The 26,156-nt window shown below is 52.9% G+C and carries 31 protein-coding genes; 17 read left to right on the top strand and 14 right to left on the bottom strand.

Features of this window, described 5'->3' with window-relative positions:
* Window positions 1-105: 105 nt before the first annotated feature.
* From LKE08_RS25045 to LKE08_RS25035, 3 genes are all read left to right on the top strand, one after another.
* Window positions 106-1,317: an aspartate aminotransferase gene (locus LKE08_RS25045; RefSeq protein ID WP_324707006.1), complete on the top strand. Its 1,212-nt coding sequence runs from the start codon at window positions 106-108 to the stop codon at window positions 1,315-1,317.
* Window positions 1,318-1,461: 144 nt separating this feature from the next.
* Window positions 1,462-1,917: a GUN4 domain-containing protein gene (locus tag LKE08_RS25040; RefSeq protein WP_324707005.1), complete on the top strand. Its 456-nt coding sequence runs from the start codon at window positions 1,462-1,464 to the stop codon at window positions 1,915-1,917.
* A gap of 65 nt (window positions 1,918-1,982) precedes the next feature.
* Window positions 1,983-2,660, top strand: coding sequence for a hypothetical protein (locus LKE08_RS25035; RefSeq protein WP_324707004.1), 678 nt, complete (start codon window positions 1,983-1,985; stop codon window positions 2,658-2,660).
* Between the two features lie 161 nt (window positions 2,661-2,821).
* On the opposite strand, the gene psbM is transcribed toward LKE08_RS25035, so the two are convergent.
* The 7 genes from psbM to LKE08_RS25000 all read right to left on the bottom strand — a co-directional run bounded on the left by psbM (window position 2,822) and on the right by LKE08_RS25000 (window position 10,514).
* Entirely contained in the window at window positions 2,822-2,935 is a 114-nt protein-coding gene (gene psbM, locus LKE08_RS25030) for a photosystem II reaction center protein PsbM (RefSeq protein ID WP_324707003.1), read from the bottom strand.
* A gap of 79 nt (window positions 2,936-3,014) precedes the next feature.
* The gene (gene rimK, locus LKE08_RS25025) at window positions 3,015-3,920 is read right to left on the bottom strand and encodes a 30S ribosomal protein S6--L-glutamate ligase (RefSeq protein ID WP_324707002.1); all 906 of its coding nucleotides are present in this window, start codon (window positions 3,918-3,920) and stop codon (window positions 3,015-3,017) included.
* A gap of 160 nt (window positions 3,921-4,080) precedes the next feature.
* A complete protein-coding gene (locus LKE08_RS25020; protein WP_324707001.1) occupies window positions 4,081-4,551 on the bottom strand; it encodes a four helix bundle protein in 471 nt (156 codons plus the stop codon).
* Window positions 4,552-4,610: 59 nt separating this feature from the next.
* Entirely contained in the window at window positions 4,611-5,093 is a 483-nt protein-coding gene (locus tag LKE08_RS25015; RefSeq protein ID WP_324707000.1) for a class I SAM-dependent methyltransferase, read from the bottom strand.
* 27 nt (window positions 5,094-5,120) lie between these two features.
* Complete coding sequence (locus LKE08_RS25010) at window positions 5,121-7,142, bottom strand: mechanosensitive ion channel family protein (protein WP_324706999.1); 2,022 nt, start codon at window positions 7,140-7,142, stop codon at window positions 5,121-5,123.
* A gap of 146 nt (window positions 7,143-7,288) precedes the next feature.
* Window positions 7,289-8,758, bottom strand: a complete 1,470-nt coding sequence (locus LKE08_RS25005) for a mechanosensitive ion channel family protein (RefSeq protein WP_324706998.1) — start codon at window positions 8,756-8,758, stop codon at window positions 7,289-7,291.
* A gap of 64 nt (window positions 8,759-8,822) precedes the next feature.
* Complete coding sequence (locus tag LKE08_RS25000; protein WP_324706997.1) at window positions 8,823-10,514, bottom strand: iron uptake porin; 1,692 nt, start codon at window positions 10,512-10,514, stop codon at window positions 8,823-8,825.
* A 303-nt stretch (window positions 10,515-10,817) separates the two neighbouring features.
* Here LKE08_RS25000 and LKE08_RS24995 point away from each other — a divergent pair, with 303 nt between their 5' ends.
* Entirely contained in the window at window positions 10,818-11,309 is a 492-nt protein-coding gene (locus tag LKE08_RS24995; RefSeq protein WP_324706996.1) for a DUF1269 domain-containing protein, read from the top strand.
* Window positions 11,310-11,617: 308 nt separating this feature from the next.
* Here LKE08_RS24995 and LKE08_RS24990 read toward each other — a convergent pair whose 3' ends face one another.
* Window positions 11,618-12,544: a DNA adenine methylase gene (locus tag LKE08_RS24990; protein ID WP_324706995.1), complete on the bottom strand. Its 927-nt coding sequence runs from the start codon at window positions 12,542-12,544 to the stop codon at window positions 11,618-11,620.
* Window positions 12,545-12,656: 112 nt separating this feature from the next.
* Window positions 12,657-14,150, bottom strand: coding sequence for a glycosyl hydrolase family 57 (locus LKE08_RS24985; RefSeq protein WP_324706994.1), 1,494 nt, complete (start codon window positions 14,148-14,150; stop codon window positions 12,657-12,659).
* A gap of 94 nt (window positions 14,151-14,244) precedes the next feature.
* Here LKE08_RS24985 and sfsA point away from each other — a divergent pair, with 94 nt between their 5' ends.
* Window positions 14,245-14,964: a DNA/RNA nuclease SfsA gene (gene sfsA / locus LKE08_RS24980; protein ID WP_324706993.1), complete on the top strand. Its 720-nt coding sequence runs from the start codon at window positions 14,245-14,247 to the stop codon at window positions 14,962-14,964.
* Window positions 14,965-15,040: 76 nt separating this feature from the next.
* Here sfsA and LKE08_RS24975 read toward each other — a convergent pair whose 3' ends face one another.
* The gene (locus LKE08_RS24975) at window positions 15,041-15,484 is read right to left on the bottom strand and encodes a YbjN domain-containing protein (protein ID WP_324706992.1); all 444 of its coding nucleotides are present in this window, start codon (window positions 15,482-15,484) and stop codon (window positions 15,041-15,043) included.
* A gap of 2 nt (window positions 15,485-15,486) precedes the next feature.
* Window positions 15,487-15,966, bottom strand: coding sequence for a CYTH domain-containing protein (locus LKE08_RS24970; protein ID WP_324706991.1), 480 nt, complete (start codon window positions 15,964-15,966; stop codon window positions 15,487-15,489).
* A gap of 128 nt (window positions 15,967-16,094) precedes the next feature.
* On the opposite strand from LKE08_RS24970, the gene LKE08_RS24965 reads away from it, so the two are divergent.
* From LKE08_RS24965 to LKE08_RS24955, 3 genes are all read left to right on the top strand, one after another.
* Entirely contained in the window at window positions 16,095-16,271 is a 177-nt protein-coding gene (locus LKE08_RS24965) for a hypothetical protein (protein ID WP_324706990.1), read from the top strand.
* A 358-nt stretch (window positions 16,272-16,629) separates the two neighbouring features.
* Window positions 16,630-17,589, top strand: coding sequence for an orange carotenoid-binding protein (locus LKE08_RS24960; RefSeq protein ID WP_324706989.1), 960 nt, complete (start codon window positions 16,630-16,632; stop codon window positions 17,587-17,589).
* 290 nt (window positions 17,590-17,879) lie between these two features.
* The gene (locus tag LKE08_RS24955) at window positions 17,880-18,200 is read left to right on the top strand and encodes a hypothetical protein (RefSeq protein ID WP_324706988.1); all 321 of its coding nucleotides are present in this window, start codon (window positions 17,880-17,882) and stop codon (window positions 18,198-18,200) included.
* A gap of 189 nt (window positions 18,201-18,389) precedes the next feature.
* Here the strand turns inward: LKE08_RS24955 and LKE08_RS24950 are convergent, their stop codons facing one another.
* On the bottom strand, window positions 18,390-18,614 hold the full coding sequence (locus tag LKE08_RS24950) for a diguanylate cyclase domain-containing protein (protein ID WP_324706987.1): 225 nt from the start codon (window positions 18,612-18,614) through the stop codon (window positions 18,390-18,392).
* Window positions 18,615-18,734: 120 nt separating this feature from the next.
* On the bottom strand, window positions 18,735-19,709 hold the full coding sequence (locus tag LKE08_RS24945; protein WP_324706986.1) for a carbohydrate kinase: 975 nt from the start codon (window positions 19,707-19,709) through the stop codon (window positions 18,735-18,737).
* A 233-nt stretch (window positions 19,710-19,942) separates the two neighbouring features.
* Between LKE08_RS24945 and LKE08_RS24940 the strand changes: the two genes are divergently transcribed.
* The 3 genes from LKE08_RS24940 to hisS all read left to right on the top strand — a co-directional run bounded on the left by LKE08_RS24940 (window position 19,943) and on the right by hisS (window position 21,934).
* Window positions 19,943-20,242, top strand: coding sequence for a helix-turn-helix transcriptional regulator (locus tag LKE08_RS24940; protein ID WP_324706985.1), 300 nt, complete (start codon window positions 19,943-19,945; stop codon window positions 20,240-20,242).
* Window positions 20,243-20,266: 24 nt separating this feature from the next.
* Window positions 20,267-20,563 (top strand): hypothetical protein, encoded by a 297-nt coding sequence (locus LKE08_RS24935; protein WP_324706984.1) that lies wholly within the window; start codon window positions 20,267-20,269, stop codon window positions 20,561-20,563.
* Window positions 20,564-20,650: 87 nt separating this feature from the next.
* A complete protein-coding gene (gene hisS / locus LKE08_RS24930; RefSeq protein WP_324707091.1) occupies window positions 20,651-21,934 on the top strand; it encodes a histidine--tRNA ligase in 1,284 nt (427 codons plus the stop codon).
* Here hisS and LKE08_RS24925 read toward each other — a convergent pair.
* Window positions 21,931-22,419, bottom strand: a complete 489-nt coding sequence (locus LKE08_RS24925; protein WP_324706983.1) for a GNAT family N-acetyltransferase — start codon at window positions 22,417-22,419, stop codon at window positions 21,931-21,933. The genes hisS and LKE08_RS24925 overlap by 4 nt on opposite strands.
* A gap of 380 nt (window positions 22,420-22,799) precedes the next feature.
* On the opposite strand from LKE08_RS24925, the gene LKE08_RS24920 reads away from it, so the two are divergent.
* The 6 genes from LKE08_RS24920 to LKE08_RS24895 all read left to right on the top strand — a co-directional run bounded on the left by LKE08_RS24920 (window position 22,800) and on the right by LKE08_RS24895 (window position 26,014).
* Complete coding sequence (locus LKE08_RS24920; protein WP_324706982.1) at window positions 22,800-23,102, top strand: SDR family oxidoreductase; 303 nt, start codon at window positions 22,800-22,802, stop codon at window positions 23,100-23,102.
* Window positions 23,103-23,650: 548 nt separating this feature from the next.
* Complete coding sequence (locus LKE08_RS24915; RefSeq protein ID WP_324706981.1) at window positions 23,651-23,965, top strand: DoxX family protein; 315 nt, start codon at window positions 23,651-23,653, stop codon at window positions 23,963-23,965.
* Window positions 23,966-24,069: 104 nt separating this feature from the next.
* Window positions 24,070-24,192: an element excision factor XisI family protein gene (locus LKE08_RS24910; protein ID WP_324706980.1), complete on the top strand. Its 123-nt coding sequence runs from the start codon at window positions 24,070-24,072 to the stop codon at window positions 24,190-24,192.
* Between the two features lie 64 nt (window positions 24,193-24,256).
* Entirely contained in the window at window positions 24,257-24,670 is a 414-nt protein-coding gene (locus LKE08_RS24905) for an element excision factor XisH family protein (protein ID WP_324706979.1), read from the top strand.
* Complete coding sequence (locus LKE08_RS24900) at window positions 24,658-24,993, top strand: XisI protein (protein ID WP_324706978.1); 336 nt, start codon at window positions 24,658-24,660, stop codon at window positions 24,991-24,993. Before LKE08_RS24905 ends, LKE08_RS24900 begins: the two co-directional genes overlap by 13 nt.
* Window positions 24,994-25,033: 40 nt before the next feature.
* Window positions 25,034-26,014, top strand: a complete 981-nt coding sequence (locus LKE08_RS24895; protein ID WP_324707090.1) for an aldo/keto reductase — start codon at window positions 25,034-25,036, stop codon at window positions 26,012-26,014.
* The last annotated feature ends 142 nt before the right edge of the window (window positions 26,015-26,156 follow it).

Raw genomic sequence — 26,156 nt, 5'->3', positions numbered from 1 at the left:
TCATCTCTTTGACTCCGGCTCGGAACCGGTGAAATGGGCTTGCCGTCTGTCTGCTCTCCTGGCATACCCCCGACGACTCAACAACCTATTTACGACGGATCGAATATGACTTTAGATTGGATTAGCCCCGCAGATCGGGTCAAACAGCTTCCCCCCTACGTTTTCGCCCGATTGGATGAATTGAAAGCCCGCGCCCGGGAACAGGGACTGGATTTGATCGACCTGGGGATGGGAAACCCCGACGGCGCCACCCCCGAGCCGGTTGTGGAAGCGGCAGTGCAAGCATTGAGAAATCCCGCCAACCACGGCTACCCGCCCTTTGAAGGAACGGCGACATTTCGCGCCGCCATCACCAACTGGTACAACCGCCGCTACGGAGTCAGCCTCGACCCCAACAGCGAGGCGTTACCGTTGTTGGGATCGAAGGAAGGATTGACCCACCTGGCCCTGGCCTACGTCAACCCCGAAGACGTGGTGATCGCCCCCGATCCCGCCTACCCCGCCCACTTTCGCGGCCCGGTGATTTCCGGCGGGGAGATTTACAGAGTCCGCCTGAAGCCGGAAAACGACTGGATCATCGATCTGGCTGACATCCCCGATCGCATCGCGGAACGGGCGAAAATGCTCTATTTCAACTACCCGAATAACCCCACCGGTGCCACGGCGCCCCGGGAATTTTTCGAGGATCTGGTCGCCTTCGCCCACAAACACCAGATTTTGCTGGTTCACGACCTCTGCTATGCGGAGTTGGCTTTCGACGGCTACCAACCCACCAGCCTGCTGGAAATTCCCGGCGGCAAGGCGATCGGCGTGGAATTCCACACCCTGTCCAAAACCTACAACATGGCAGGTTGGCGCGTCGGGTTCGTGGTGGGGAACGCCCAAATTATCCAGGGGTTGCGGACCCTGAAAACCAACTTGGATTACGGCTTATTTGCGGCTCTGCAGTGCGCGGCGGAAACGGCCCTGAATCTGCCGGATTCCTACCTGCATCAGGTTCAAGAACGTTACCAATCGCGCCGGGATTTTCTGGTGGACGAATTGGCCCAGTTGGGCTGGAATATCCCCAAACCGAAGGCGGCGATGTACCTGTGGGCACCCTGTCCGCCGGGGATGGATTCCACGGATTTCGCCCTCTCCGTGTTGCAGCAGACGGGGGTGGTGGTGACGCCCGGAAATGCCTTCGGTGCGGGGGGCGAAGGGTACGTCCGCATCAGTCTGATCGCGGATTGCGATCGCCTCGCCGAAGCGGTCAAACGGCTCAAAGAGGCGAACATCCGCTATCAGCGGGAAGCGATCGCGACGCCGAGGGTTTAGGGGTTTCGGGGGTCTGGGTGGCAGAGGAACCGTGAATTTGATAGACCGCCGGGCGCGACGATCGCGGTCTGCGTATCGCGGGCCGTGTCGAACGCCTCGATACCTGCGGACTGTCTGCGGACTGTGAGGGGGGACGGGCGCACCATGCACCGTTCATCGGAGGGCATCATGAAGCGGAAAAAATTACTGCACTCGGCAGCCGCCATCTCGCTGTTGTCGCTGTTGTCTACCGCGATCGCCCTCGATCATTGGGGGCGGTTGGAATCCGAAGCCGACTGGGAGTCCAAAGCCGAACCCGACTTTTTGGAAACCGTCGAACTCGAATCGGCGGTGGGGATGGACTACACCGAACTGCGCGACTTGCTGGCGGCGGGGCGGTGGGAAGAAGCGGACGCGGAGACAAGGCGCCTGATCTCGGCGATCGGCAATCGGGAGGAAAGCTTCGCCATCGGGCTGATTGCCGGACTGCTCGGCGTCTACAACTTCCCCTGCGAAGACCTCCGCACTATTGATCGATTGTGGCTGAAGTACAGCGATCGCCGGTTCGGTTTTTCCGTGCAACTGGACGTTGATCGCGGGTTGGGGGGGACGGACGAATAGGACCGGGAAATTTGGATGCAATTTTGGGAACAGGTGGGGTGGAAACATTTTTCGGAGTTATCGCCGTGGAACGCAAATCCAAATCCAAGTCCCAATCCCAATCCCAACTCGGGTCCGCCTGCGGTTACTGGCAGGAGATACTGCTGCTGTTGATCATCGTCGCGTCGCTGGCCGTCCACTTTCTGATGTATGCCGTCGTGCGATGGGGCAGCTTCTCACAAGTCGGCCGCTGGCTGTCCCTGGCTTACTCTCTCGAAGGATTCATCCTCCTGCTCGCTTTCGCCGCCGCTCTCGTCTTCTGGGTTGGAGAGGTGGGATTGATTCTCCTGGATCGGGTGATGATTTCCCGGTGGAAGTATCCGCCACTCAAAACCCTGACTAAAATCTTCGGCATCCCCGCACTGATCGCGCTCACCTTCCTGGTGGCGGTTCCCGACATCGAATCGATGAAATTCGATCGCTCCGAAGCGGCTCTGTTAAAGTGCGCGGGAAACCCGTCGTCTTGCCGGGAAGACGATCACATCGGCTGGCTGCGCGTCCACTACATCTGGAAGGCAGGGCACAACCTGGAGGGGGAGGGAACCTGCGTCTTTTTCGTCACCGAAGAATTCTTCGGCGAGGCGGGCTACGTCTACGTCCCGGACGGCAAGGAAGCCTGCGTCCAGACCACCCGGTACATGGACTCTATCACCGCTTCGCCCGTCAAAGGCAATTGGTGGAAATACTCCGGCACCGTATTTTGACGCCCGATTGGACGTGACTGCCACTCCCGACCCGACTTTTCATCTGTACAGCCTCTAAATTCAACGAGGCGACTTTTTCAGACAGCCCTAAATAAAAAAGCGCTGGAGCAAATTGCCGACAGCGCTTTTTTTGGGGTTGATAAAAAAGGGAAAAATCAGGTTTACCCTTCCTTTCCTTCGCGACTCTGGGTCTGAATGTACAGAATCAGAAGAAATACGGAAGGAACCAGCACAAAAAGGATGCTGGCAACAAATCCGAGGTCATTAACGTCCATAACTATCCAGCCTTGTTAAAGCGACTATCACTTCCCCAGGATATCATTAGATTGACCGTCTTGACCCCATAATCACAGTTTAACCTTGGGTGCGATCGCGGGGGTTGCCTTTTCCGGCGTGTTTTTCCAGATATTCGATGATCTTCCTCGGCACGTCCACCCCCGTCGCCTTCTCGATGCCTTCGAGTCCCGGCGACGAGTTCACCTCCATCACCACCGGGCCGTGGTTCGATCGCAGCAGGTCCACCCCCGCCACCTTCAACCCCATAATCTTGGCGGCGCGGACGGCGGTCGATCGCTCCTCCGGGGTCAATTTCACCTTCTCGGCCGTTCCCCCCCGGTGCAGGTTGGAGCGAAATTCCCCCTCGGCCCCCTGCCGCTTCATCGAGGCCACCACGCGATCGCCGATCACGAAACAGCGCAGGTCCGTTCCCCCCGCTTCTTTGATAAATTCCTGCACCAAAATATTGGCATCTAACCCCCGGAACGCCTCGATCACGGACTTGGCCGCCTGGTAGGTTTCGGCGAGCACCACCCCGATCCCCTGGGTTCCCTCCAGCAATTTGATCACCAGCGGCGCCCCGCCGACGATATTGATCAACCCGTCGATATCCTTGGTGGAGTGGGCGAACCCCGTCACCGGCAGGCCGATCCCCTCCCGGGCCAGCAATTGCAGGCAGCGCAACTTGTCCCGCGATCGCGAGATCGCCTGGGACTCGTTGGCGGTGAACACGTCCATGATCTCGAACTGGCGCACCACCGCCGTGCCGTAGAAGGTTTTGGAGGCGCCGATGCGGGGGATAATGGCGTCGAAGCCTTCCAGGGGTTTCCCCCCGTACATGACCATCGGCTTGTGGGAGGTGATATTCATATAACAGCGCAGGTAGTCGATGACGTACATCTCATGACCCCGCTGTTCTCCCGCTTCTTTGAGTCGCTTCGTAGAGTACAGGGAACTATCTTGGGACAGAATCGCGATTTTCATAATCCAAATATCTCAAGTCTTCTGGGTTGCAGATCGAACGAGGAGCAACCGTGCTTCGAGCGGTTCGGGAGGATGTCACAACGTCCCCAGTTTGTCCGTTCCCCCAACATCCGAAACCCCACGCCATTGGACTCCCGCAGGTTATCTTCAACGTCTACTATTATCTCACCGATCGCGCCGAGTGGGGTGGGGAGTCGGGAGTCGGGAGTCGGGAGTCGGAAAGCGTCGATACGAAATCCATTTTTAGGATTTCCTCTTTAGTTTTTTTCTGGAGCGAGCGAATCAGAGAACGTAGCATTTTACCCACTACATCACATTGTCGCAGAAGCGGTTCAATCGTTTGATTATCGATCGATTTCACTCTTTCTGACAGGAGCAAATGGGTTTCGAGTTCCTTTAGAGAGCCCTGAGCTATTTTCAAAAATTGAATATATTCTCCTCTGTTCTCTCGACCATATCCCTCTGCTATGTTGGCTGGCACCGATGCCGCTGCCCTGCGGATTTGTGAAGTCATTCCGTAAATTTCAGCGGGCGGAAACGCTTGAGTGATCTGATAACACATCTGAGCCAAATTCATCGCTTCTCCCCATACCCTCAAATCTCGATAGGATTTAAATGCTTTATTTGTCATAATTTTGAATCCATTTTTTTAGAATTGAATCCGACTCCCGACTCCCGACTCTCGACTCCCTACTGAATTGGAATTTGCCAAAAATAGAAGGTGCATTCCTCTTCGGGATGGGGTAAATGTAGGGTGCGATCGGGTTTCCAATCTTCCATGTCGAAGTCTCGGGAAACGATGCGGGTTCCGGGTTGGAGTTGCTCGAATAATCGGGGTTTCAGGCGGAGATTGAGGTGGGGTAAAAGGTAGAGAAAAACCACGGTCGCTTCGCCGAAATGGCTTTCAAATAGGTTTCCCTGGCGGAATTGAACGCGATCGCCAACGCCCGCTATTTTGGCGTTTTCGGCGGCTTCCGAAATGCGATCGCGATCGATGTCGATGCCGACCCCCCGGGCTCCGAATCGTTTCGCTGCCGCGATCGTCACCCGTCCGTCACCGCAGCCGAGATCGTAGAGGATATCATCTTCGCACACTGCGGCCCAAGTCAGGACGTCCCCCAGCAAATCTTGGGGGGTGGGAATGTAGCCGATATCGAGTCTGGGAGAGGGCATAAAAGGCAAAAGAAAATAGAGGATCATTTAAGATTGAGTCACTTCGTTCTGACTCTTTTTGTCCGGGGTATCTTTGGAGTCCGATCGCTTCGGCAACTTCAGAGAATATCCCGAATCCTGACAATACCAGATCGATCGCTGGGGGACGCCGAGGGCAATTCCCACTTCATCCAAAGCCGTTTTGAGTCGAAATCGAAACGTCCGCCCCACGGGCCACTGTTCGCCCGGTAAAGTTTTGATCAAAAAGCGAATCACGGTTCCTTCGTGGGAAATTTCATCGACCCCCAAAATTTCCAAAGGGTCCAAAATTTTGTCTTTCCACTCCGGTTCGCTTTGCATTTTTTGAGAGACATCCCGAATAATTTCCATCGCTTTTCGGATGTCCGCATCCCAGGAAATTTGCAAGCCGAAGTTGACCCGCGACCAATCTTTGGTGTTGTTGATGACCGCCGAAATTTGACCGTTGGGGATGGCGATCAACTGACCGTCCAAATTGCGGAGGTTGGTGACGTAAAGGTTCATGCTTTCCACCGCCCCCGCATACTGTCCGATTTCAACCACGTCTCCCACCGCATAGCGATCGGTAGACAAAATCAAAACTCCGTTCAGCATATTTTCGACGATATTTCGAGACAGAAATGCCGTCAACAGTGCGAAGGCGCCCGCCCCCGCCAAAATCGCCGGATTGATGCCGAGCAAAACAATCGTCCCGTAAATACCGAGGACAACCATAATGACGGTCTTTCCACTTTTCAACGCCGGAGAATAGGTACTCGCCCGCATGGTGTAGCGGTTGGATTTGGGGTCGGCTTCTTGTTGTTCTATCGCCCAACTGTTCAGGGAGGAATCGATGGCAAAGTCGAAGATCTTATCGATGACTGTTATTCCGAACCAGAGGGCGGGGATGGCGATCGCCTGCACCGCAATCAGAATCATAAAGGGGCGGGTCTGACGAAAGATAAAAAAGATCAGACCCAGGCCGAACAAAATGATAAATAGATACCCGACCAGGAGAAATCGCCGCAGCAATTCGACCAAATTCTTTTCTTGCTGAAGCGAGGTTTGGCTGTTGAGACGGGCCGCGATCGCTCGGGGAACTTTGGCAAGTTTTTGTTTGAAACCGAAATTGAACTTTCCCTTTCTATTTGGGGCGGACAGTGGAGGCTCGGACTCCGTTTCGGGTGGGTCAGAATCGACCCCCTCTGTTTCTTCGCCGTCAGATTCGGGAAGGGTTTCCCCCGACGCGGCTTCTGGATTCGATTGAGCGGAGACTATCAGCGCTTCCAATTTTCTTTTCACACGCTGACGCCATCGCCTCAGCAATTCTCGAAGCCGGGACAGAATCAAAATTGCAATGATGGCAATCCCGCTGATACCCAGTGCAATTTGTAACCTCGCCCAAGGATATTGGGCATCAAATTCTCGTCCCCACAAGACTTCGCTGGCCGATTGTCGGACCACATCTCGCCAAGTGAGAGCCAACTCTTGAACCGTGGTGGAATTGACGACTGCATCCGGGCGGGTAACGGTTACAAATGTGACTTTGGGTACTCCCAAGTCGAGCTGTTCGGGAGTAAAGATGACCGTTTCCTGATTTTCAGTTCCGACTTCCGCTCTCGGTGTGAGAGGGTGCAGGGGTTTGTCCGAATTGTAAGGCAACCAAAAGTGCCAATCTTTGGGCTCGGAAACCTGGGGCAAAGATTGCGCCCGGGTGATGTTGCGGACGCCCCGGTTGAAAGATTCTTCGAGGAGGTTGGCGCGTCTTTCCAAATTCACGGCAATTTCCCGGTCATCTCGTTCCAAATTTCGAGCCGCTCCCAACGTCAAATCTCCATTGTGTTTGAGTAAATTCCCACTCAGATAAACGTGACTGCACCAATGGGAACCGCAGATCTCAGCCCGATTTAGATCCCACCAAGGGGTTTCGGGATTTTCTACATCGGGTGCCGCGGAAAGAAACGGAAATTGTGCAACCGCATCGGATTTCCAGGCGAAAGTCAGGCAAAATGCGAGGAGTGTAATTCCCAGAAAACGGGCAATTTTCTTCATTTGGCAGTTCTCCTAAAAGTGACAGCGATCGCCAATTTAAAGACAACCTCAGACATTATACCGGCCCAAACGCAAACCCCATGCGGTGCAAGCTCACAAAAATTGTCGGAGAAATGGGGGGCGATCGCGGATTATTTATGATTGAGTCACGTCATTTTGAAAATTTTTGTCCTGAGTCTTCTGGGAATCCCCTGTCTGGACAGAAATGCGGTCAACAGTGCGAAGGCTCCCGCCCCGGCCAAGATCGCCGGATTGATGCCGAGAAAAAGGATCGTTCCGTAAGCTCCCAAAGCGATAGAAATCGCCATCGTTCCATTTTTAAGAGCCGGAGAGTAGGTACTCGCCCGCATGGCGTATCGGTTCGATTTCAGATCGGTTTTCTGTTTTTCTCTTGCCCAGTCATTCAGGGCGGAATCGATGGCAAAGTCGAGCAGTTTATCCATCACGGCGATTCCGATCCAAAGTGCAGATATAACGGTCGCTTGAATGGCAATCTGAAGCATAAACGGGCGAGTTTGGCGAAATAGAAAGCCGATCGCGATGAGGCCCACCAAAAGAATAAATAGATTCCCAACTAGAATAAATCTTCGCAACAACTCGACCACATTTTTTTCTTGCCGAAGTGCAGTTTGGCTGTAGATATGTGTCGCGATCACTTTTGGAAAATCGGCAATGGGTTGTTGGAAATCGAACGAAAAATTGTACTTTTTCTCTTTGGGATCGATCGGGGTGTCGGTCGTCGCCATCTGCCGGGGAGAGTCTGTCGGTTCCGTTTCCCCCAGATCGTCCGACTTTGGGATCGTTTCTCCAGATGCCGCTTCCGGATTAAATTGATGAGATAAAATCAGGCTATTCAGCTTTTTTTCGATCCGATCTTGCCACCGACTTAATAGATGTCTAAATTCGGAGAGAAGCACGATTGACATGATGGCGAGTCCGCCAATAATCATCGCAATATTGGCTCTCGTCCAGGGAAATTGAGCGTCAAATTCTCGTCCCCACAATGCCCGACTTGCCGCCAGTTCTATCCGATCTTGCCAAGTTTGAGCCAGCGCTTTTACCGTCGTACCGTTGGCGATCGCATCCGCACGATTGACCGTTATAAATGTGGCTTTTGGTATCCCCAATTCGGGTTGTGCGGGAGTAAAGATGACGGTCTGCTTATTTTGAGTTCCGATTTTAAATTTCGGGGTCAGGGGGTGCAGGGTTTTTTTCGAGCTGTAGGGCCACCAAAAGTCCCAGTCATCCTGCCGGGCGACTTGGGGTAAGGGTTGCGATCGCGTAACATTCCTGACGATTTGAGCAAATAACTGCTCGATTAATACGGCCCGTTTTTCCAAACTCAACGCGGTCGAATAATCGTCGCTGTTCAGATCTCGAGGTGCTGCCACGATCAAATCCGTACCGATTCTCAGATTTCCGCTGAGTTCGACATTGCTGCACCAATTTGAACCGCAAATCCTCGCCCGATTGAGATCCCACCAAGGGGTTTCGGGATTTCGCGTATTGGGAGCTTTTGGAAGGAACGGAAATTGGGCAACTGCCTCGGATTCCCAAGTTAAAGTCAAGCACAGCGCGAGCAATAAAATTCCCAGAAAACGGACAATTTTTTTCATTCTAAAGTTCCCCCAGGAGTGACGGCGATCGCCAATTTCAAAATCATCTCCGATATTATAACGGCTAAAACGCAAAAACCGTGCGGATCAGTCCCACAAAGATGGTATCATTTCGCCGGTCGTGTTCGGGACTGGTAATGACGTAAAATCCCGGATTAATCGTGATGTAATCGTTGACGGGAAAGGTGTAAAAACTCTCAAATTGCAGGGCTGTATCGGGGTCGTCCGGCCCGCGATCGATGTCCACCAATTTCGGCGGCATTCCCACAAAAACGCCGATCTGATCCCCTTCCCGAAACAGATCTAAAAACGATAAAGCTACACCCCAATTATAAATTCTGGCGCTATTATCTGAGCGCTGATCTTGGGCAAAGGTCGCACCCACCCAGCCGGCAATGTTAAAGTGGGGGGTCAACAATGCCGTCGTCTGAAAGCCGACATTGTGGGCGGTTGTGGGATTGCCAAAAAAGGGGTCGAAGGTCCGTTCGCTTCCCGTATTTCCCAGCAAAAATGAGTCATCTTTCTTGTAGTAAGAAAAAATGTAGGTCAAACCGAATCGCCAGTTCTCCGTGGGGGTAAATCGTAAATTTGCTCCCGTACTGTAGCTGCCGTTAAATAGACCGTCGCCCGGTCTGGCATTGGCGGCTGTCGGTCCCTGCTGGGTGTAGGCGACGGCCATTCCAAACCAGTCGTTAAATTGGTGTCCCGCCGCCAACTGAGTGCCGCTGGGTTGGCGATAAATGGGGTTGCGGACGGCAAACTGGGTGAAGGCCGCCCCGTTGCGTTGAAAGTAGGGATTGAAGTTGTCGAGGAAGACCGCATCTAACCCCACGCCAAACGCACTCACCCAAAAGAAGGAGCGATCGTCGAAGTTTCTCCGATATTCGACCGAAGTGGGAACGATTTTCGTGCTGTCAAATTCGTAATCCAACCCTCCCATGTTGGTTTGATCTCCGAGTTGTCGGACAATCGTGCCTCCCCGCAACTCTACTCGCAGGCGGTCTGTCCCGGTAAAACTGGTGTCAAAATCGAACGTGAAACGACTGCCAAAAACCGCCTGGTCTAAATCCGAGTCCGTGCGACTGAAATTCTTTCGATTCCCGTTAAATTCCGGGTTGTTAGAATTCATGGAATTAAAAATAACCACGCCGCTCAGTTGGGTCGTGGTCGAAAATTGATTGGCTTCCAACTCCGCCGTCCGGGCTTCCAAAACATCAACCCGTCCGGCTAAAGATGCCAATTCGGCCGCAAATTCTTCTTGCAATCGCCGCAACGCGAGTAAGTCGCCCCGGCCGACCAAACCCTCCGTCGAAGCGTCGATCAATTCCGTTATCCGTTCCAAACAGGCGTTCAAACCCGCCGCGAATTCGTAGCGGGTTAACGCGCGATTTCCCCGGAAAGTTCCGTTCGGATATCCGGCGATGCAGCCGTAGCGTTCGACTAGGGATTGCAAGGCTTGGAAGGCCCAGTCGGTGGGTTGGACGTCGGAGAGTTGGGACACCGATGTAATTTGACGTTTCCGGCGTCTGCGGGATTGCACATGAGTCGGCTTTTGAGGCTGGGAACCGTAGCTGCTGCGGAAGTTGCCGACGGTTTTGACATCCTCGATGGTGAGATCTCGTTCGGGTTGCATCTCCCCGGGTTCCGACGCGGAATCCAAACAGGCGGGGGGTTGACAGGAACTGGCGGGCGGTGATTCGGAATGTGTCGGTTTTGACAGGATTGTGAGGGCGATCGCGATCGAAGTGAGAGGCAAAATCCTCCACCGGATTTTCATGGGACTCCTTATCAATATTTCACCGTCCCGCATGATAACGGAATTATGGACTTTTGTGAAATGATTGGATTTTGAGGCTCAGAGTTGATGTTTTTTGCCAATCCAACATTATACACGCGATCGCAACTTTCGATCGAGTCAACGGGTGAAAAGCGCGTCCCCACTCCCGTGAACCCATGACATCCACCCAAAATTCTGGTCGCGTCAAAAGAGAACTTTTCGCCCAGTTTCTGATAGAATCGATGATTGTAGCGTTTGAATTGATCGAGGATCAAAACCACTATGGCAACATTAACCGTTTGGAAATTTGACACCGCCGAAGGAGCCAAGCAAGCCCTGGCCAAGTTAGCCGAACTACAAAAACAACGTCTCATTGAAATTAAAGACGCTGCCACCGTGTCTTGGCCCGCAGGCAAGAAAAAGCCCAAAACCAAGCAAGCTGTAGATTTGGCAGGCGCCGGAGCTTTAGATGGAGCTTTCTGGGGACTGCTGTTTGGCATTCTCTTTTTCGTGCCCATTTTAGGTGTGGTCGCCGGAGCCGCCGTCGGCGCTTTGACGGGTTCTTTATCGGATTACGGTATCAATGATGATTTTATCAAAGATGTCAAAAGCAAAGTGACGGAAGGAACATCCGCCCTGTTTTTACTCACGGGTAATGTCACCTTGGATAAGGTTCAAGAAGCTTTTGAAGGCGAAACTGCCGAACTGATTCAGTCCAATTTGACCAACGAGCAGGAAGAACAACTACAGGCGAATTTTAGCGGTGAGTCATAACTGCTGATCGGATGGATTGACCGGCTTTATCCCTAGCAATTCTGCCCATTTGGATAGAGATGCTAGGGTCAATTTTTGCCGTTCTTAATCATCAAAAATTGTCAACCCCAGATTAAATGTCCCAAAGGAGAATGGAGAAACGAGGGATCAAGTTCGCCCACCTGCCACAATTTTTGCAGCCTCACGGCGTGATCTGAGTATTTTCACTTAAAACCCGATCATTTATATCGGATTGATGGATTAGATTGTTGCAGTTACCCAAATCACAACAAATGCCACTCATTGACGATCCCGCCGACATGAGGCTATCAATAATTGGTGATCACTAATTCATCAATTTGACCCCGTTTTTTGCCATTGCTGTTGATGGCGCGATTGGCGGAGACGCGATGAATCTTGAAGGGTTGATATAATTCCTCAAAAAAGTCGTCTGTCGGATCTTCATTTTTGGGATCGGAATTGCTCAACATCATTTTGACATCATGGGTGGTGTCCAAGTGGCGAAAAAATTGAGCCAGTCGAGTCTGTTGGCGATCGCAAAATGTAAATGTTGAATAAGACGTAAAATTAGCCGTCTTGCTGAGGGGACGATAGGGGGGATCGAAATAAATCAACGTTCCCGGTTTGATGGCTGGTTCGCACAATTCAAAATCCCCCACTGCGATCTCGGCAATTTGTAGCAATTCCGACACGGATCGCAAATTGTCTGCATCCAATATTTTAGGATTTTTATAGCTGCCGGGAGGAACGTTAAATTCCCCTTTGCTGTTGAGGCGAAATAAGCCATTAAAACAGGTGCGATTCAAAAAAATTAACAGAGCGGCTCTGGAAACCCAATGGCTATCATATTGCCGATCGCCGATTTCTTGCTTCTGTAAATTGTAGCGATCGCGCAGTTTAAAATAAAAACATTTTCGCTCAGTTAACGGACATTGATGGTAATCCCTGGCAAGATTGCCAACTTCCTCGATCAACCTTTCTACATCTTTTTGGATGACCTGATAAACTAGAATCAACTCGGGGTTAATATCATAAATTGATGCCGAGGCGATTTGATATTTCTGGGCAACCTCAAAAAAGACAGCTCCACCGCCGATAAAGGGTTCGATATAGTGTTGAATTTGACCCTGCTTTAATTCGAGGGGATATAAATTTTCAAACTGTGAAAGCAGTTGGGATTTGCCCCCCGCCCACTTTAAAAAGGGTTGGGCGGTTTTTTGGGGACTCTTTGTCATTCTCAAGGAAAGTTTTTCACAAATCAACACCACCGTCCATCCTATCGGATTGAGCCTCAAAATGTCAAGCCTATTCCGAACCCTCCCCGGGTAGAGGGGAGGGAGATTTTTTTTAACCCTTGACTATCGCCTCACCCCGACGGTAAATTTCTCGGGCATAGTCCGTCCACATTCCCTGTCCCCAGTAGCGAAAACAACTCGTTTGCAACAGTAAATTATACAGCAATGCTTCCTGATAATCCTGCCGTCGCGTCACGGTCGGATCTTCAGCAACTAGGGGGTCATATTTGCGGTGAAAATCGGCGCTGAGTTGGTTCATCGGTTCCAACACATTTTCATATCCTTTCACCCAACTCAAATTGTTCGTCCAGGATGCCCCATCCATGTTGAATTGGGGGTCAGTTTCCCGCAATTGCGCGATCGCATTTTCGACGGCTTCCGGCGTGGCGCGATCGACTTTTTCCCAGACACGATGTTGGTGAACTGCCTGACAGGTGGGATAATCCTCCGGCCGCACCCCCGCCACTTCCAACAATTCCAAATATTCCGTTCCGTTGAGCCCCACAACCCCCGTCGAACCCCGGCCATTGTCCTTAATATCAGACCACACCGGTTTAAAATCCCGGGGATATTCATTCATCATCACGCCGCCATTTTCCCCGTCGGCGATTTGCGTAACGCAGCCGGGAACTTCGCAGTTTCCAAGCTGCTGCCGTCCGCGACTTTTCGCCTCGTGGTAGGGCTGCATTTGCGCCACCAATTTCGTGTCAGAACCTTGGGTTTTAATTAACGCCGTAATGCCAATTTCTTCGCCGTGGGAATTTCGCGCCACCAGACGATTGGGGATATATTTATCATCGTGGTGGAGGGGGGAACCGTCCAAACGCTCGACGGAATGTTCCTGAACCATCAGCCAGCGATAACCGCACTCCCGCAGGGCTTTGATGTATTCAAACAAACTGTCGGGATGGTTGGGAAGGTGCATTTCCGGGGGAGAAAAACCCTTCACCCGTCCCAGGGCATCGAAGCCAAAAATAGAGGCAAAATGATGTTGCCAAGCCCGGATGTGCAACTTGATATCGGGGATAGGAGTCGAGGGGATAACGGCGTGACTCCACATCGTCCCCAACCATTCCACATGGGGCCAATATTTGGGGTCGCAAGCGATCCGTTTCAGGGCGTCGAGAACGTCATTTCGCCCCATCTGCCGCAGCCCCCACAGCAAGTTGCCGGAATAGTCCAACATGATGCGCGGATTGTCGCCATTGTCCACCAATTCGGGGATAAATTCCCCCATGCGTTTGTAACACCAGGCGAAGGGTTCGGCGTTGTGATTGTCGCCCTCGTTGGGATGTTCAAACATATACTGGAGATTGCTGATGAGTTCCCCATTTGCCCCCGCCGGGACGGTGGGTTGGTGCAGATGGAGGGCGCAGGCAAATCCGGCGGTGATTTGGTCTGGATTTAGGTTGTTGACGGGTTGGAAAATGCGATCGCCGTGATTGACGACGGATGCGATTTCCGCCTCCCAACCGCAAATATTGGGCCAACCCGAGCGGATTTCTTCCAAAGTCGGCAGATTAGAAGGAGATGCTGTCGCGGTCATAATTTTTATCCTCATCGAGCCAACTGGTTGTTAACATGATACCCTAGTTTGGTTTCAAGTTTTTGACTCTCCCGTTCAAATCCATCACCCCAAAATGACCGAACCCTTTCTCTACTCCTATCCAACCCTAATTTCCGGAACTCTCATCCGCCGCTACAAGCGGTTCATGGCGGATATCGAACTCGCCTCCGGGGAAGTGGTCGTCGCCCACTGTCCCAATACCGGCCCGATGACGGGGGTTTGCATTCCCGGAAATCGGGTTTGGGTGTCGAAAAGTGACAATCCCAAGCGAAAATTGGCTTACACCTGGGAGTTAATTCAGCTTCAAGATAACGAACCGACTTGGGTGGGAGTTAACACCAGTTTGCCCAATAAAATTGTGGGACTCGCCCTCCAGCAGCGTCTCTTTCCCGAGTTGGGAGAGTACGGGAAAATTCGGCGGGAAGTCCCCTACGGCTTAGGGGGAAAAAGTCGGGTCGATTTTGTTTTGGAAGGGGGCGAAAAACCGATTTATGTAGAAGTTAAAAATACGACTTGGGCGCAGGGACAGTTGGCGTTGTTTCCGGATACCGTAACGGAACGGGGGCAGAAACATTTGACCGAGTTAATGGGGATTGTTGCAGCCGGATCTCGGGCGGTGATGCTGTATTTTATCAATCGCGGGGATTGCGTTAAATTTGCCTCCGGGGACGAAGCCGATCCGGTTTACGGGAACCTGTTGCGGTCGGCGATCTTGAAGGGTGTGGAAGTGCTACCCTGTCGGTTTGATGTGAGTCCGGAAGGAGTCAAATATTTGGGGTTGGCGGCGTTTTAAAATTTGACCGAACGGCCGGCAGAAATTGAAAAGGGCGAATCGGATTCGCCCCGACAGTAAAATCGCAACGTGGCGATTAAGGCGCGATATCTAGCGCCCGCTTTCCACCCCAATTTCCGATAATTTGATCGTCAAATTTGTCGGCGGTTTCTAACACGGACAAAACGGAAGATTCCAATTCCCCCGGGTCGCAAGTCGAGCCGACGATGGTATGGCCAAAACAAATGTCGTCGTTCTCATCCAAAGAAAAAGCGCCGAAGACCATCTGAGCATTTTTAGACAATAAAAATTGCATCAATTCCGGGGTAATTTCGGCCCCTTTGACGACCGGCGATCGCGTCTCGATCACCGCATCCTGATGCCAGGGGTGAATCCGCACTTCCACCCAAGCCGATCCCATGAACAAGCCGAACCCCGGTTCGTCGAGTTTTTCCCAAGGATATTTGTCGAACATCTCTTCCATCCAGGTGGCGACTTGTTCGTAACATTCCCGCTGAATTTTAGTCTGAAATTTCATCATATTTATCCTTCCCGAAGAGACCAATTACGATAGGGATTCCGGATCAAATTGACGTTATAATATCTGGAATCGTGGGAAACTTCTTCGCCGATCCACTCCGGCAGGTCGAAGATTTGCCCTTCGTCGAGTAACTCGACTTCGGCCAAAATCAACCCTTCATTATCCCCGAAAAACTCGTCGATTTCCCAAATCAAATCCCCCAGGGAAATTTTATAGCGCTTTTTTTCGATCAGCGGCCGATCGCACAGCGTCGCCAACATCTCTTCCGCATCTTCGACGGGGATCGGATATTCAAACTCTGATCGCCGATACCCCACCGTAGTGCCTTTGATCGTCAGATACCCGCGATCGCCGACAACCCGAACCCGCACCGTTTTTCCGGGGGTGCTGGTGATGTAGCCCTGGCGATAAATGCTACCGACAGACAGCGATCGCCACCCGTCCCCCCGCACCAAAAATTTGCGCTCGATCTCGATAGCCATATTTTATTGATTTTTAAACGTTTGCCCCCATTCTATCCGCTCGTCCGCCGGAAAACTGACCGAATCTGGATCGCCACCCCCCCCGGCAGGCGGTGTCCCGGAACGTGAAACACACCCTCGGAAAATTCTTGGCCGTCAAATTAGCCCTCGTGTCCGTCGGCTTCATCGGCGCACCGGTTACAGCCCTCGAACCGGAACCGAATTCGGAAGCCCAGATCCGCGATCGCCTCAACGCCGACACCGGGGAACTGGAAGCCAAACAATTTTCGACCCCGACAAAACTGGCGGGAGAGGTCATCTTTTGAGTTACGGATACGTCGTCACCAACCCGGATGACAATTTCCAAAATGATACGACTTTTGTCGTCGTGATCCGAACTTTCTTCCAGTTTTAGGAGGGCTTAAAATTTTGGGCGATCGGTGTTGCGCTTCGACGCCCGCGATGATCGCCCAGAAAAATTTTGGTTTTGCTTTCAGGGGTGTTGAATTGTCTTTGAGGGGATAGGAAATCAACACCCCCAATTCAGTGGGGCAACACCCGCGCCCCAGTCGGTGACCATCCTCAGTTCCCCTTTCCCGGGGTAACTGGAGTCCCTGAAAAGATTCTGCATGGTTTGATACCGAACCGTGGTAGGATTTTTTTACAACCAATTGAGGTACCCCCATGCCATTTACCATTGATTCGGCCCGTGGCATTTTCCCCGAAACCTTATCGGCCGATGTCGTTCCCGCGACGATCGCCCGATTCAAGCAGCTCAATGCCGAAGATCAACTGGCCCTGATCTGGTTTGCCTATCTTGAAATGGGTAAAACTATCACCATTGCGGCGCCCGGGGCGGCTAATATGCAGTTTGCCGAGAATACCCTCAATGAAATTCGGCAGATGACCCCCATGCAACAAACCCAGGCGATGTGCGACCTCGCCAACCGCGCCGACACCCCCATTTGTCGCGCCTACGGAAGCTGGTCTCCCAACATCAAACTGGGATTCTGGTATCAACTCGGACAGTGGATGGATGACGGCAGTGTGGCGCCGATTCCCGAAGGCTACGAACTTTCTGCCAATGCCACTGCCGTTTTAGCGACGATTCAGGGACTCGATCCCGGCCAGCAAATTACGGTGTTGCGGAATTGCGTCGTTGGCATGGGCCTCGATGCGAGTAACTTAGGCAGTTCTACCCGCGTTGCCGAGCCAGTCGTCCCCCCCCAAGAGGTGTCCCAGCGAACTTCAGTCAAAATTGAAGGTGTCAGCAATTCCACCGTGCTGGAATATATGAACAACCTAAATGCCAACGATTTTGATACGCTCATCGAACTGTTTGTCTCTGACGGCGCCCTGCAACCTCCTTTCCAAAAACCAATTGTCGGCAAAGAGAACGTATTGCGCTTTTTCCGAGAGGAGTGCCAGAACCTCAAGTTACTCCCCGAGCGCGGTGTTGAGGAACCCGCAGAAGACGGCTACACCCAGGTTAAAGTGACGGGTAAGGTGCAAACGCCGTGGTTTGGAGGGAACGTCGGCATGAATATTGCTTGGCGATTCTTGCTCAACCCGGAAAATCAAATTTTCTTCGTGGCGATCGATCTGTTGGCATCGCCCAAAGAACTGCTCAATTTGGTTCGTTAGAATCAGGTTTTTCATCGAACGAGGGGACAGGGAGACGTTTTCTTTTGCAGAACGCTCCCTGTTCGATCGCACTATGAACGTCGGTTCGGGCAAAACCGAACTCCCAAAGCCGTGAGGGGTGCGAAGTGGATGACTGACTGTTCTATAATGATTAAAGTGCTTCGTGCCGGATCAAAGGCAAACTGAAATTGCCGGCTTTTTCAACAAAGAGTCGGGCTATTTTTGATGATTTTAATCTGTCAATATCTGGACACGCACCCCTAGATAACGATCAGCTTGGGTAACGATTTGTGAATGAAATTAATTGGTCTGAAGCCGAAAAGACAGTCGCAGATGAAGCTTTGCAGAAAGCTTACGATCGCGAAATTAAAACGTTGATGGATGAAGTTCGACAAAAAGCAGTTGAAATTACTGATATTGATGCCATTTGGCGGCTGCACGATTTTTTGAGTGCCAAACGGCACGAAATTGAGGGTAAATACGACGGTCGATATTCGGTGCTAATTTTCGTGTTGGCTCAGTTGCTCAAAGAGAAGTGGTTGACTTTAGAGGAATTACAGGGTCTGGAGACAGATAAGCGAGCCAAAATTGCGGCTTTGGCTCGGATGTAAGATCGTGAAGATGGGGTGTAGGGTGTAGGGAGAAAAGAGAAGCGAGAAAAGAGAAGTGAGAAACTCCATGACTTCTCACTCCTCATTCCGATAGCTCCGTCCCCAAGGGAGAATCTCAAATCTGAAATTCCCGACGTCTGAAAATTCTGCTTAATTATCAGGATATCATAGAACGGATCTGACCGGATTTCAGCCACCGGCTTGGGCGCGATATCGGGCGCGATCGGCTATTTCGATCAAATGTTTAGGCTCGGTGTCCCGGGCGGGCGCGATCGCCACCACCCTCAGACTCAACGTCACCCACTCCCCAACCGGGGAGGCGGCATGGGAAATCTGCAAAGATTCGACATTTTTTCCCATCGTCTCGGCTACCTCTTCTTCTGGCGGGGGCGGGACGCTCTTTTCATCTAACATCGGATTGGTTTCCGGCGGACTCGGAAGCCGCTGTGTCCTCCCGATTACAAAATATTGCGCTTCGCGCCGGGTGCCGGGTGTGGAGAAAGTCAAAATTCCCTAATACCGACTCCCGACTCCCTACTCCCCGAACTGGAGAAACGCCTCCACCTCGGCGGCGGTGGGTTGGGCCGCGATCGCCCCCGGTTTCGTCGCCGTCAGGGCCCCCACGGCGCTGGCGTAGGCGACGATTTCCCGCGCCGTTTGCGGGTCCCGCAGGCCAGCCAGACCCCGCCCCAGGATCTGGTGGACGAACCCCGCCACGAAGCCGTCCCCGGCCCCCGTCGTATCCTCGACCGCCACGGGGAAAGCCGGAAACGACCCCTCGCGGTCGGACAGGCAGTAGGCGCAACCGCGATCGCCCCGGGTGATCAGCACCCCCTCCACGGAGTCCAAGCGGTAGTTGATCGCGCCGGGATCGGTCGTGTCAAACAGCCACTCGCTTTCCTCCTCCGACAATTTCACGAAATCCACCCGTTTGAGCAGGTCCGTCACCAGCGGCTTGGCCGCCCCGGGATCGGGCCAGAACACCGGCCGCCAGTTGACATCCACCAAAATTTTCAAATTGTAGCGATCGGCCAATTTCAGGGCGCGGGCGATCGCAGCCCGGGTTTCCGGGTAAGCCAACCCCAGAGTCCCCAACACCAAAAAATCGGCGTCGAGAAACAATGACTCGGGCATCCAGTCCGCCTGCAGGCGGGTGTCGGCGAAGGCCGTCGTGTCGAGGGTTCCGAAGCCGGCAAACTCCCGCTCCCCGGATGGCGATCGGAGCACGAAAACCCGCCGGGTGGGGGCGGTGGGGTGGCGCTGGACACCCGTAATGTCCACCCCCGCATCCCGGAGAAATGCCACCAGGCGATCGCCCCCTTCGTCAAAACCGATCGCCCCGACAAATGCGGATGAAGTCCCCAACTTCACCAACCCGCAGGCCACGTTAGCCGGTGCACCTCCGGGGTAAGCCGTCCACGATTCCACCGCCTCCCAGGACTGATGCAATCCGTCGGCCAGACAATCGAACAAAATTTCACCGAGGCAAAGAACGCGAGAATGATTCATCTTGACTGTAAAAAATAGAGTTCAATCAGGTGCAGCTCCCGGGGAGCGGCGGGCAAAAGACCGAAAAAATCCTGCAGTCCTGTTCCTAATTCTTAAAATTCCCCCGCCCCGACGTTACAAATGGTTCAAAGTTCCATCTCCCCAACTCACCGGTCTAACACGTTATATAACGTTTTTGGTCAAGATCCATTTAGAATTATAAGTAGGTAAATATGCAGAGATAGGATACCGTCATGTCGCATGGTAAGTCTAAGAGCCCGGTTTCCCTCTCCGAGCGAGAGCTGCAGGTGGTCGAACTCGTCGCGATCGGACTGACAAACCAGGAAATTGCGGAACGGCTGGAAATCAGCAAACGCACCGTGGACAACCACATCAGCAACATCCTGACCAAAACCGCGACGGACAACCGGGTAGAGTTAGTCCGCTGGGCCCTGCAATGGGGCAAAGTCTGCATCGACAGCATCAACTGCTGTCTGTTGCCGGACTCCCCCTCGTCCGAAAGTGCGGAACATCCTGTATCCTCGGTTGAGTAGGAAAACCAAACCTCACTCAGCACCATGTCAATAGCACAAACCCCTCCCCGCCGTCACCTCCGCTGTCCCCGCCTGCCCTTAGCTATCTATCGGGAAGTTGCAGCCCACCTCCGCCAGGTGCGGGGTGTACGGACGGGTTTGCTTCCCATGCCTGCCGTTTCGGACGATTCGGAATGGTCAGCGTTCGACTACACCCAAAGTCAAGTCGCCGGCCTGTGGATCGAGTCTCCGGAAGCGGCCGACCCGGAAATCGACCGGCAAATCGAAGAAATTTTAACCTATTACGGCGATCGCCACGGATCTTGGGAAATTGATAATTGATAATTGACAATTGATCATGCCCCATTCTCTATGGAGGGGGGTGTGTCGTATTCTATTGAACAGACGCGATCGCCAACTCAGGAAGACATGGACTCAATTCAAGCGTTACGGGGAACCCGCGACATCCTGCCGGAGGAGGTGGGGTACTGGCAGCGGGTGGCATCGGTGGCCGAAGCCGTCTTGTCCCGGGCCAATTATCAGGAAATTCGGACACCCATCTTCGAGCAGACCGCCTTATTTGAACGCGGCATCGGGGAAGCGACGGATGTGGTGGGCAAGGAAATGTACACCTTCACCGATCGCGGCGATCGCTCCATCACCCTGCGTCCGGAGGGAACCGCCGGGGTGGTGCGGGCCTACATCGAACGGAAATTGCACGCCGCCGGGGGAGTGCAGCGGCTCTGGTATTTCGGGCCGATGTTCCGCTACGAACGCCCCCAGGCCGGACGACAGCGACAATTTCACCAGATCGGCGTCGAGGTGCTCGGCAGCGACGATCCCCGGGCCGATGTGGAGGTCATCGCGGCGGCGACGGAAATCCTGCAAACGTTGGGATTGCAAAATCTGCACCTAGACCTCAACTCCGTCGGCGATCCCGAAGATCGCCGGCGTTACCGTCAGGCGTTGGTGGACTATCTGACTCCCTATCAAGACGAACTCGACCCCGACTCCCGCGATCGCCTCACCCGCAACCCGATGCGGATTCTCGACAGCAAGGATAAGCGGACTCGGGAGATCGCGGAAAACGCCCCCAGCATTTTGGACCACCTGGGCGATCGCTCCCGGGCCCACTTCGATCGCGTCCAATACTTATTGACGGAATTGGGAATTTCCTACACCCTCAATCCCCGATTGGTGCGCGGTCTGGACTACTACACCCACACGGCGTTTGAAATCATCTCCGACGACCTCGGCGCCCAGGCGACGGTGTGCGGCGGCGGACGCTACGACGGTTTGGTACGGGAACTCGGCGGCCCCCAGGTCCCGGCGGTGGGTTGGGCGATCGGTCTGGAACGGCTGATCATCCTGTTGCAGCAACTCCACGAGCCCCCCAATCTCGCCCCGGAATTTTATCTGGTGTCCCGGGGAGAAAAGGCCGAAAGTCGGGCTTTGATTTTGGCTCAAAAGCTGCGCGGCGCGGGTTTTCGCGTGGAACTGGATTTGAGCGGCAGCGCCTTCGGGAAGCAGTTCAAACGGGCCGATCGCAGCGGCGCGGCGGCTTGCCTGGTGCTCGGAGATGCGGAGGCCGAAGCCGGGACCGTCAACCTGAAATGGCTGAAAACCGGGGAACAGAGCGCGATCGCTCAATCCGATTTGTTGGATAAAGTCGCCGACTTGCGGCGGCAGGTGGAGGCGGCGAAAAATCCCTAATCCCCCAACCACTGGTACATCACATAGACATCCACCCATCCGAGGGTTGAATGGCGGAAGGCTTTCGGCAGGGTTCCGGCGATCGCAAATCCGAGTGATTTCCACAATTTGACCGCCGGTTCGTTGGTGCTGACGACGAAGTTGAATTGCATGGCCCGGAATCCGAGTCGCACCGCTTCGGCGATGGCGTGACGTCCGAGCGATCGGCCGATCCCCTGTCCCCTGGCGTCGGAAGCGACCATAAATCCGGCGTTGCAGACGTGGGAACCGAGTCCGGGTTGGTTGGGTTTGATGTAGTAAGTGCCGACGATTTTTCCCTCGGAAATGGCGACGTAGGTGGCGGCGGGAATTTCCATCCAAATTTGATGGGCGGCGGCGCGATCGGTTTCGGGGGAGAAGGCGTAGGCGTCGCCCCGACTCACCACTTCTTTGAAGATCGGCCAAATGCGATCGAAATCTTCCGTCCGTGCCCGTCGAATTTCCATCTGTTTGTTCCTCCATCAGCTTGAATTGAGTCTATTTGAGTTTCTGAAAAATCCCCCTAAATCCCCCTTTGAAAGGGGGACTTTGAAACCCATTCTCCCCCCTTACAAAGGGGGGCTGGGGGGGATTCTACACCTTTAACCGGATCGAAAAATCCCCCTAAATCCCCCTTGGCAAGGGAGACTTTGAAACCTATTCTCCCCCCTTACAAAGGGGGGCTGGGGGGGATGACGATCAATTTGCAGTCAAACAATCGGATCTGATATAACGTTTACGAATTATTTGATACTGCCAGATTTAGCGATGTACGAAGAACTGAACAATAAAACCATTCTAATCACGGGCGCCTCTAGCGGCATCGGGGCGGGGATTGCGCGATCGCTTGCCCGACACAAAACTAAAATTATCCTCCATTATAAAACCAATTATAACGGAGTCCTCCAAACCCAAAATTCGAGTCAATACAATCGCCCCCGGCGCCGTCGAGGTGGAGAGAAATCAAGACGGATTGCGAGAAAATCGCGAGTTTTGGATGCCGAAAATTTTGCTGGGCAGATATGGAACCACCGATGAAATCGGAGAATTGGCCGTTTTTTTGAGTTCCGATGCCGCCGCCTGGATGACGGGTCAGGTGTTGACCATTGACGGCGGAACGACCGCCAGGGGCAACTATCCGAAAAAATAGAATCTTTTTTGAATTGCCGAACTGCGACTTCTATCAAACTCGATTATAGCAGTTTTCGTTCTGCTGCGATACGGTTCGATCCCCCTAAATCCCCCTTAAAAAGGGGGACTTCGAGAAAAGTCGAATACCCAAACCGCTTGGGAATTAATTCCCAAGCTAATAGCAAAAATCCTCGCTTCGTGGATTGGGGAGATTATGTGGGCAAATGATCGGATCTGATCTTATGACTTGGGGTGGATGAAGGATCGGGCGTTTCTTGGCAACCTGGAAGTTGGGTCTGGGAGTTTGCGATGGGAAAATCCCCATAAATCCCCCTTGGAAAGGTGGACTTGGAATTCTTCTCCCCCCTTTCAAAGGGGGGCTGGGGGGGATTCTTCTCCCCCCTTTCAAAGGGGGGCTGGGGGGGATTCTTCTCCCCCCTTTCAAAGGGGGGCTGGGGGGATTCTTCTCCCCCCTTTCAAAGGGGGGCTGGGGGGGATTCTTCATCGTCGGACTCGATATAAACTGGCCGTCTGGGGACTGAAAGAAAGCCGAGAGAACAATTATCCATGTTGGACAAAATCCGAAACCAATTTCAGCAAAATAAACGGACGCTGCGGGGCGTTCTGGCGGTTTGTATGCTGGTGGCGGGGACTTTACATTTCGCCGCGTCGGAACCCTTCATTCGCATCGTCCCCGACTTTTTACCCGCCCCCGCCGCCCTGGTTTACATCAGCGGTGTCATCGAAATTTTGCTGGGCATCGGCCTGTTGATACCCGCCACCCGCAGACTTTCCGCCTGGGGTTTAGTCGCCCTGTTTGTCGCCGTCTATCCCGCCAATCTGAACATGGCGTTCAACCACATCCACTTTACCCGACTTTAACGAAGCAATTATTCTGATTATTGACACGCGCGATCGCTTGAAAATTATCTTGAACCAACATTTCGTTCTCGATGACCGGGCGATCCGAACATTTGCCCTGAGTCGTGGATGATGAGAGTTCGGTTGCGACAGCAGAAGTGCCGGAAGCGGGTATTCCCAAATCCGATATCGTCCTGGGATTTCAACCCCCCGAAATTCGCCCCCACACCGGATATGCGATCGCTTAATTGTCCGCGATCGCGCTACAATAGAGAAACCGCTCAAAATCGGCTCGAATCAGACAGTGGTGGAATGGCGAAAGATATCTATCACGAAACGGTCAAAACCGCTTTGATCAAAGACGGATGGACGATCACTCACGATCCCCTCCGTTTGAAGTTTGGCGGTCGGATGACATATGTGGATCTCGGTGCCGAGAAGTTGTTGGCGGCACAGAAAGAAGGACATCAAGTCGCGATCGAAGTCAAAAGCTTTTTAAATCCTTCTCCCGTCAAAGATTTGGAACAAGCTCTGGGACAATATATCATGTATTCCCAAGTTTTATCCAAACTCGAACCTGATCGCAAACTTTATCTCGCCATCCCGGAAACCGTATTTTCGGATTTCTTTTCCGAGGAATTACCGAAATTAATGATCGAGTTAAATAAAATCAGCCTATTCATTTTCAATCCCGAAACAGAGGAGGCCGCAGAATGGATCGCCTAAAATTCTATCGAGACACCATCGAAAACATTCTCAAACGACACGCCGCCATCCCCTATTCTTACGGAGAAATCGATGAATATGTGATCGTCGATCGCGATCGCAATCATTTTTTATTATTCGATGTCGGTTGGCAGCAAAAACGCCGCGTCCACGGCTGCATCACCCACGTCCAGATTATCGACGGCAAAATCTGGATTCAACGGGACGGCATCGAAGACGGAATCACCGAAGAATTGCTGGAAGCCGGTATTCCCAAATCCGATATCGTGTTGGGATTTCAACCCCCCGAAGTTCGCCCCCACACCGGATATGCGATCGCTTGAGGAGGGAGTAGGGAATAACAAAAACGACAGGGAATTAATGATGCAGAATCACCAAAAACTCCACCTCTCAAAAATGGGTTGCGGCACCTGGGCATGGGGCAACCGACTGCTGTGGGGATACGACCCGAAGATGGACGAAGAATTGCAAGCCGTTTTTAACCTTTGTGTCGAGAATGGGGTGACGGTATTCGATACGGGGGACTCTTACGGAACCGGTCGGTTAAACGGTCGCAGCGAGATGCTTTTGGGGCGTTTTTGCCGGGAGTATGTCGGTCCGAATCAGGAGGATATTTGTATCGCCACCAAACTCGCCGCCTATCCTTGGCGGTTGACGAGGGGTTCTATGGTTTCCGCCGGTTTATCTTCCGCAGATCGCCTGGGTAAAAAGGTCGATTTGGTACAGATGCACTGGTCCACCGCCAATTACGCCCCCTGGCAGGAGGGGCCGCTTTTGGACGGTTTGGCGGACCTGTACGAACGGGGGGAAGTTAAGGGGGTGGGATTGTCCAACTACGGCCCAAAACGGTTGAAGTGGGTGCATCGTCGGTTGGGCGATCGCGGCGTTCCCATCGCCACCCTACAGGTTCAATATTCCTTACTTTCGACTGATCCGGTGACGGAACTGGGAGTCAAAGAAGTGTGCGACGAATTGGGCATCCGGTTGATTGCTTACAGTCCTTTGGCGTTGGGAATTTTGACGGGTAAATATTCCGAAAACGGCCCGTTTCCAAAAGGGCTCAGGGGTTGGCTGTTCAAACGGTTGTTGCCGGGGTGTCGGTCGCTTTTGGACTGCATGGAAGAGATCGGGCGATCGCGGGAGAAAACGATGGCTCAGGTGGCCCTGAATTGGTGTATTTGTAAGGGCGCCATTCCCATTCCCGGCGCGAAGAGTGTCGGACAGGCGCGACAGAATATCGGCGCTCTGGGTTGGCAGTTGGACTCGGGGGAGGTTGCGGAACTGGATAAAGCGGCGGCGGGGACGGATAAAAAAATGGTGCAAAATATTTTTCAGACGGGTTGAGGAGCGTTCATCATTCCCAACTCATTCGGTACACTACTCCTTCTCTGTGTTCTCCGTGCCTCTGTGGTTCTTAAATTCCCGAATCAAAATCGCCGGCAGTCTCCCGCCGACGATCGCAAAATTTCAACAGTTTTAAAATCGA

The sequence above is a fragment of the Lyngbya sp. CCY1209 genome (genome assembly GCF_035615495.1).
Lineage (GTDB): Bacteria > Cyanobacteriota > Cyanobacteriia > Cyanobacteriales > Microcoleaceae > Limnospira.
The sequence above is the reverse complement of the archived record's forward strand: the minus strand, read 5'-3'. Positions and strand labels throughout refer to the sequence as shown.

Bases quoted from the DNA above. Each gene is read 5' to 3' on its own strand.
- LKE08_RS25045 (WP_324707006.1), top strand. From the start codon at position 106: ATGACTTTAGATTGGATTAGCCCCGCAGATCGGGTCAAACAGCTTCCC.
- psbM (WP_324707003.1), bottom strand. From the start codon at position 2,935: ATGGACGTTAATGACCTCGGATTTGTTGCCAGCATCCTTTTTGTGCTG.
- LKE08_RS25015 (WP_324707000.1), bottom strand. From the start codon at position 5,093: ATGCCCTCTCCCAGACTCGATATCGGCTACATTCCCACCCCCCAAGAT.
- LKE08_RS24950 (WP_324706987.1), bottom strand. From the start codon at position 18,614: ATGTTAGATGAAAAGAGCGTCCCGCCCCCGCCAGAAGAAGAGGTAGCC.
- LKE08_RS25005 (WP_324706998.1), bottom strand. From the start codon at position 8,758: ATGAAAAAAATTGTCCGTTTTCTGGGAATTTTATTGCTCGCGCTGTGC.
- LKE08_RS24925 (WP_324706983.1), bottom strand. From the start codon at position 22,419: ATGGAAATTCGACGGGCACGGACGGAAGATTTCGATCGCATTTGGCCG.
- LKE08_RS24990 (WP_324706995.1), bottom strand. From the start codon at position 12,544: ATGACAAAGAGTCCCCAAAAAACCGCCCAACCCTTTTTAAAGTGGGCG.
- LKE08_RS24895 (WP_324707090.1), top strand. From the start codon at position 25,034: ATGCAGAATCACCAAAAACTCCACCTCTCAAAAATGGGTTGCGGCACC.
- hisS (WP_324707091.1), top strand. From the start codon at position 20,651: ATGGACTCAATTCAAGCGTTACGGGGAACCCGCGACATCCTGCCGGAG.
- LKE08_RS24915 (WP_324706981.1), top strand. From the start codon at position 23,651: ATGTTGGACAAAATCCGAAACCAATTTCAGCAAAATAAACGGACGCTG.
- LKE08_RS25020 (WP_324707001.1), bottom strand. From the start codon at position 4,551: ATGACAAATAAAGCATTTAAATCCTATCGAGATTTGAGGGTATGGGGA.
- LKE08_RS24940 (WP_324706985.1), top strand. From the start codon at position 19,943: ATGTCGCATGGTAAGTCTAAGAGCCCGGTTTCCCTCTCCGAGCGAGAG.
- LKE08_RS24905 (WP_324706979.1), top strand. From the start codon at position 24,257: ATGGCGAAAGATATCTATCACGAAACGGTCAAAACCGCTTTGATCAAA.
- LKE08_RS25010 (WP_324706999.1), bottom strand. From the start codon at position 7,142: ATGAAGAAAATTGCCCGTTTTCTGGGAATTACACTCCTCGCATTTTGC.
- LKE08_RS24960 (WP_324706989.1), top strand. From the start codon at position 16,630: ATGCCATTTACCATTGATTCGGCCCGTGGCATTTTCCCCGAAACCTTA.
- LKE08_RS24975 (WP_324706992.1), bottom strand. From the start codon at position 15,484: ATGATGAAATTTCAGACTAAAATTCAGCGGGAATGTTACGAACAAGTC.
- rimK (WP_324707002.1), bottom strand. From the start codon at position 3,920: ATGAAAATCGCGATTCTGTCCCAAGATAGTTCCCTGTACTCTACGAAG.
- LKE08_RS24970 (WP_324706991.1), bottom strand. From the start codon at position 15,966: ATGGCTATCGAGATCGAGCGCAAATTTTTGGTGCGGGGGGACGGGTGG.
- LKE08_RS24900 (WP_324706978.1), top strand. From the start codon at position 24,658: ATGGATCGCCTAAAATTCTATCGAGACACCATCGAAAACATTCTCAAA.
- LKE08_RS24985 (WP_324706994.1), bottom strand. From the start codon at position 14,150: ATGACCGCGACAGCATCTCCTTCTAATCTGCCGACTTTGGAAGAAATC.
- LKE08_RS24935 (WP_324706984.1), top strand. From the start codon at position 20,267: ATGTCAATAGCACAAACCCCTCCCCGCCGTCACCTCCGCTGTCCCCGC.
- sfsA (WP_324706993.1), top strand. From the start codon at position 14,245: ATGACCGAACCCTTTCTCTACTCCTATCCAACCCTAATTTCCGGAACT.
- LKE08_RS25040 (WP_324707005.1), top strand. From the start codon at position 1,462: ATGCACCGTTCATCGGAGGGCATCATGAAGCGGAAAAAATTACTGCAC.
- LKE08_RS24995 (WP_324706996.1), top strand. From the start codon at position 10,818: ATGGCAACATTAACCGTTTGGAAATTTGACACCGCCGAAGGAGCCAAG.
- LKE08_RS24945 (WP_324706986.1), bottom strand. From the start codon at position 19,709: ATGAATCATTCTCGCGTTCTTTGCCTCGGTGAAATTTTGTTCGATTGT.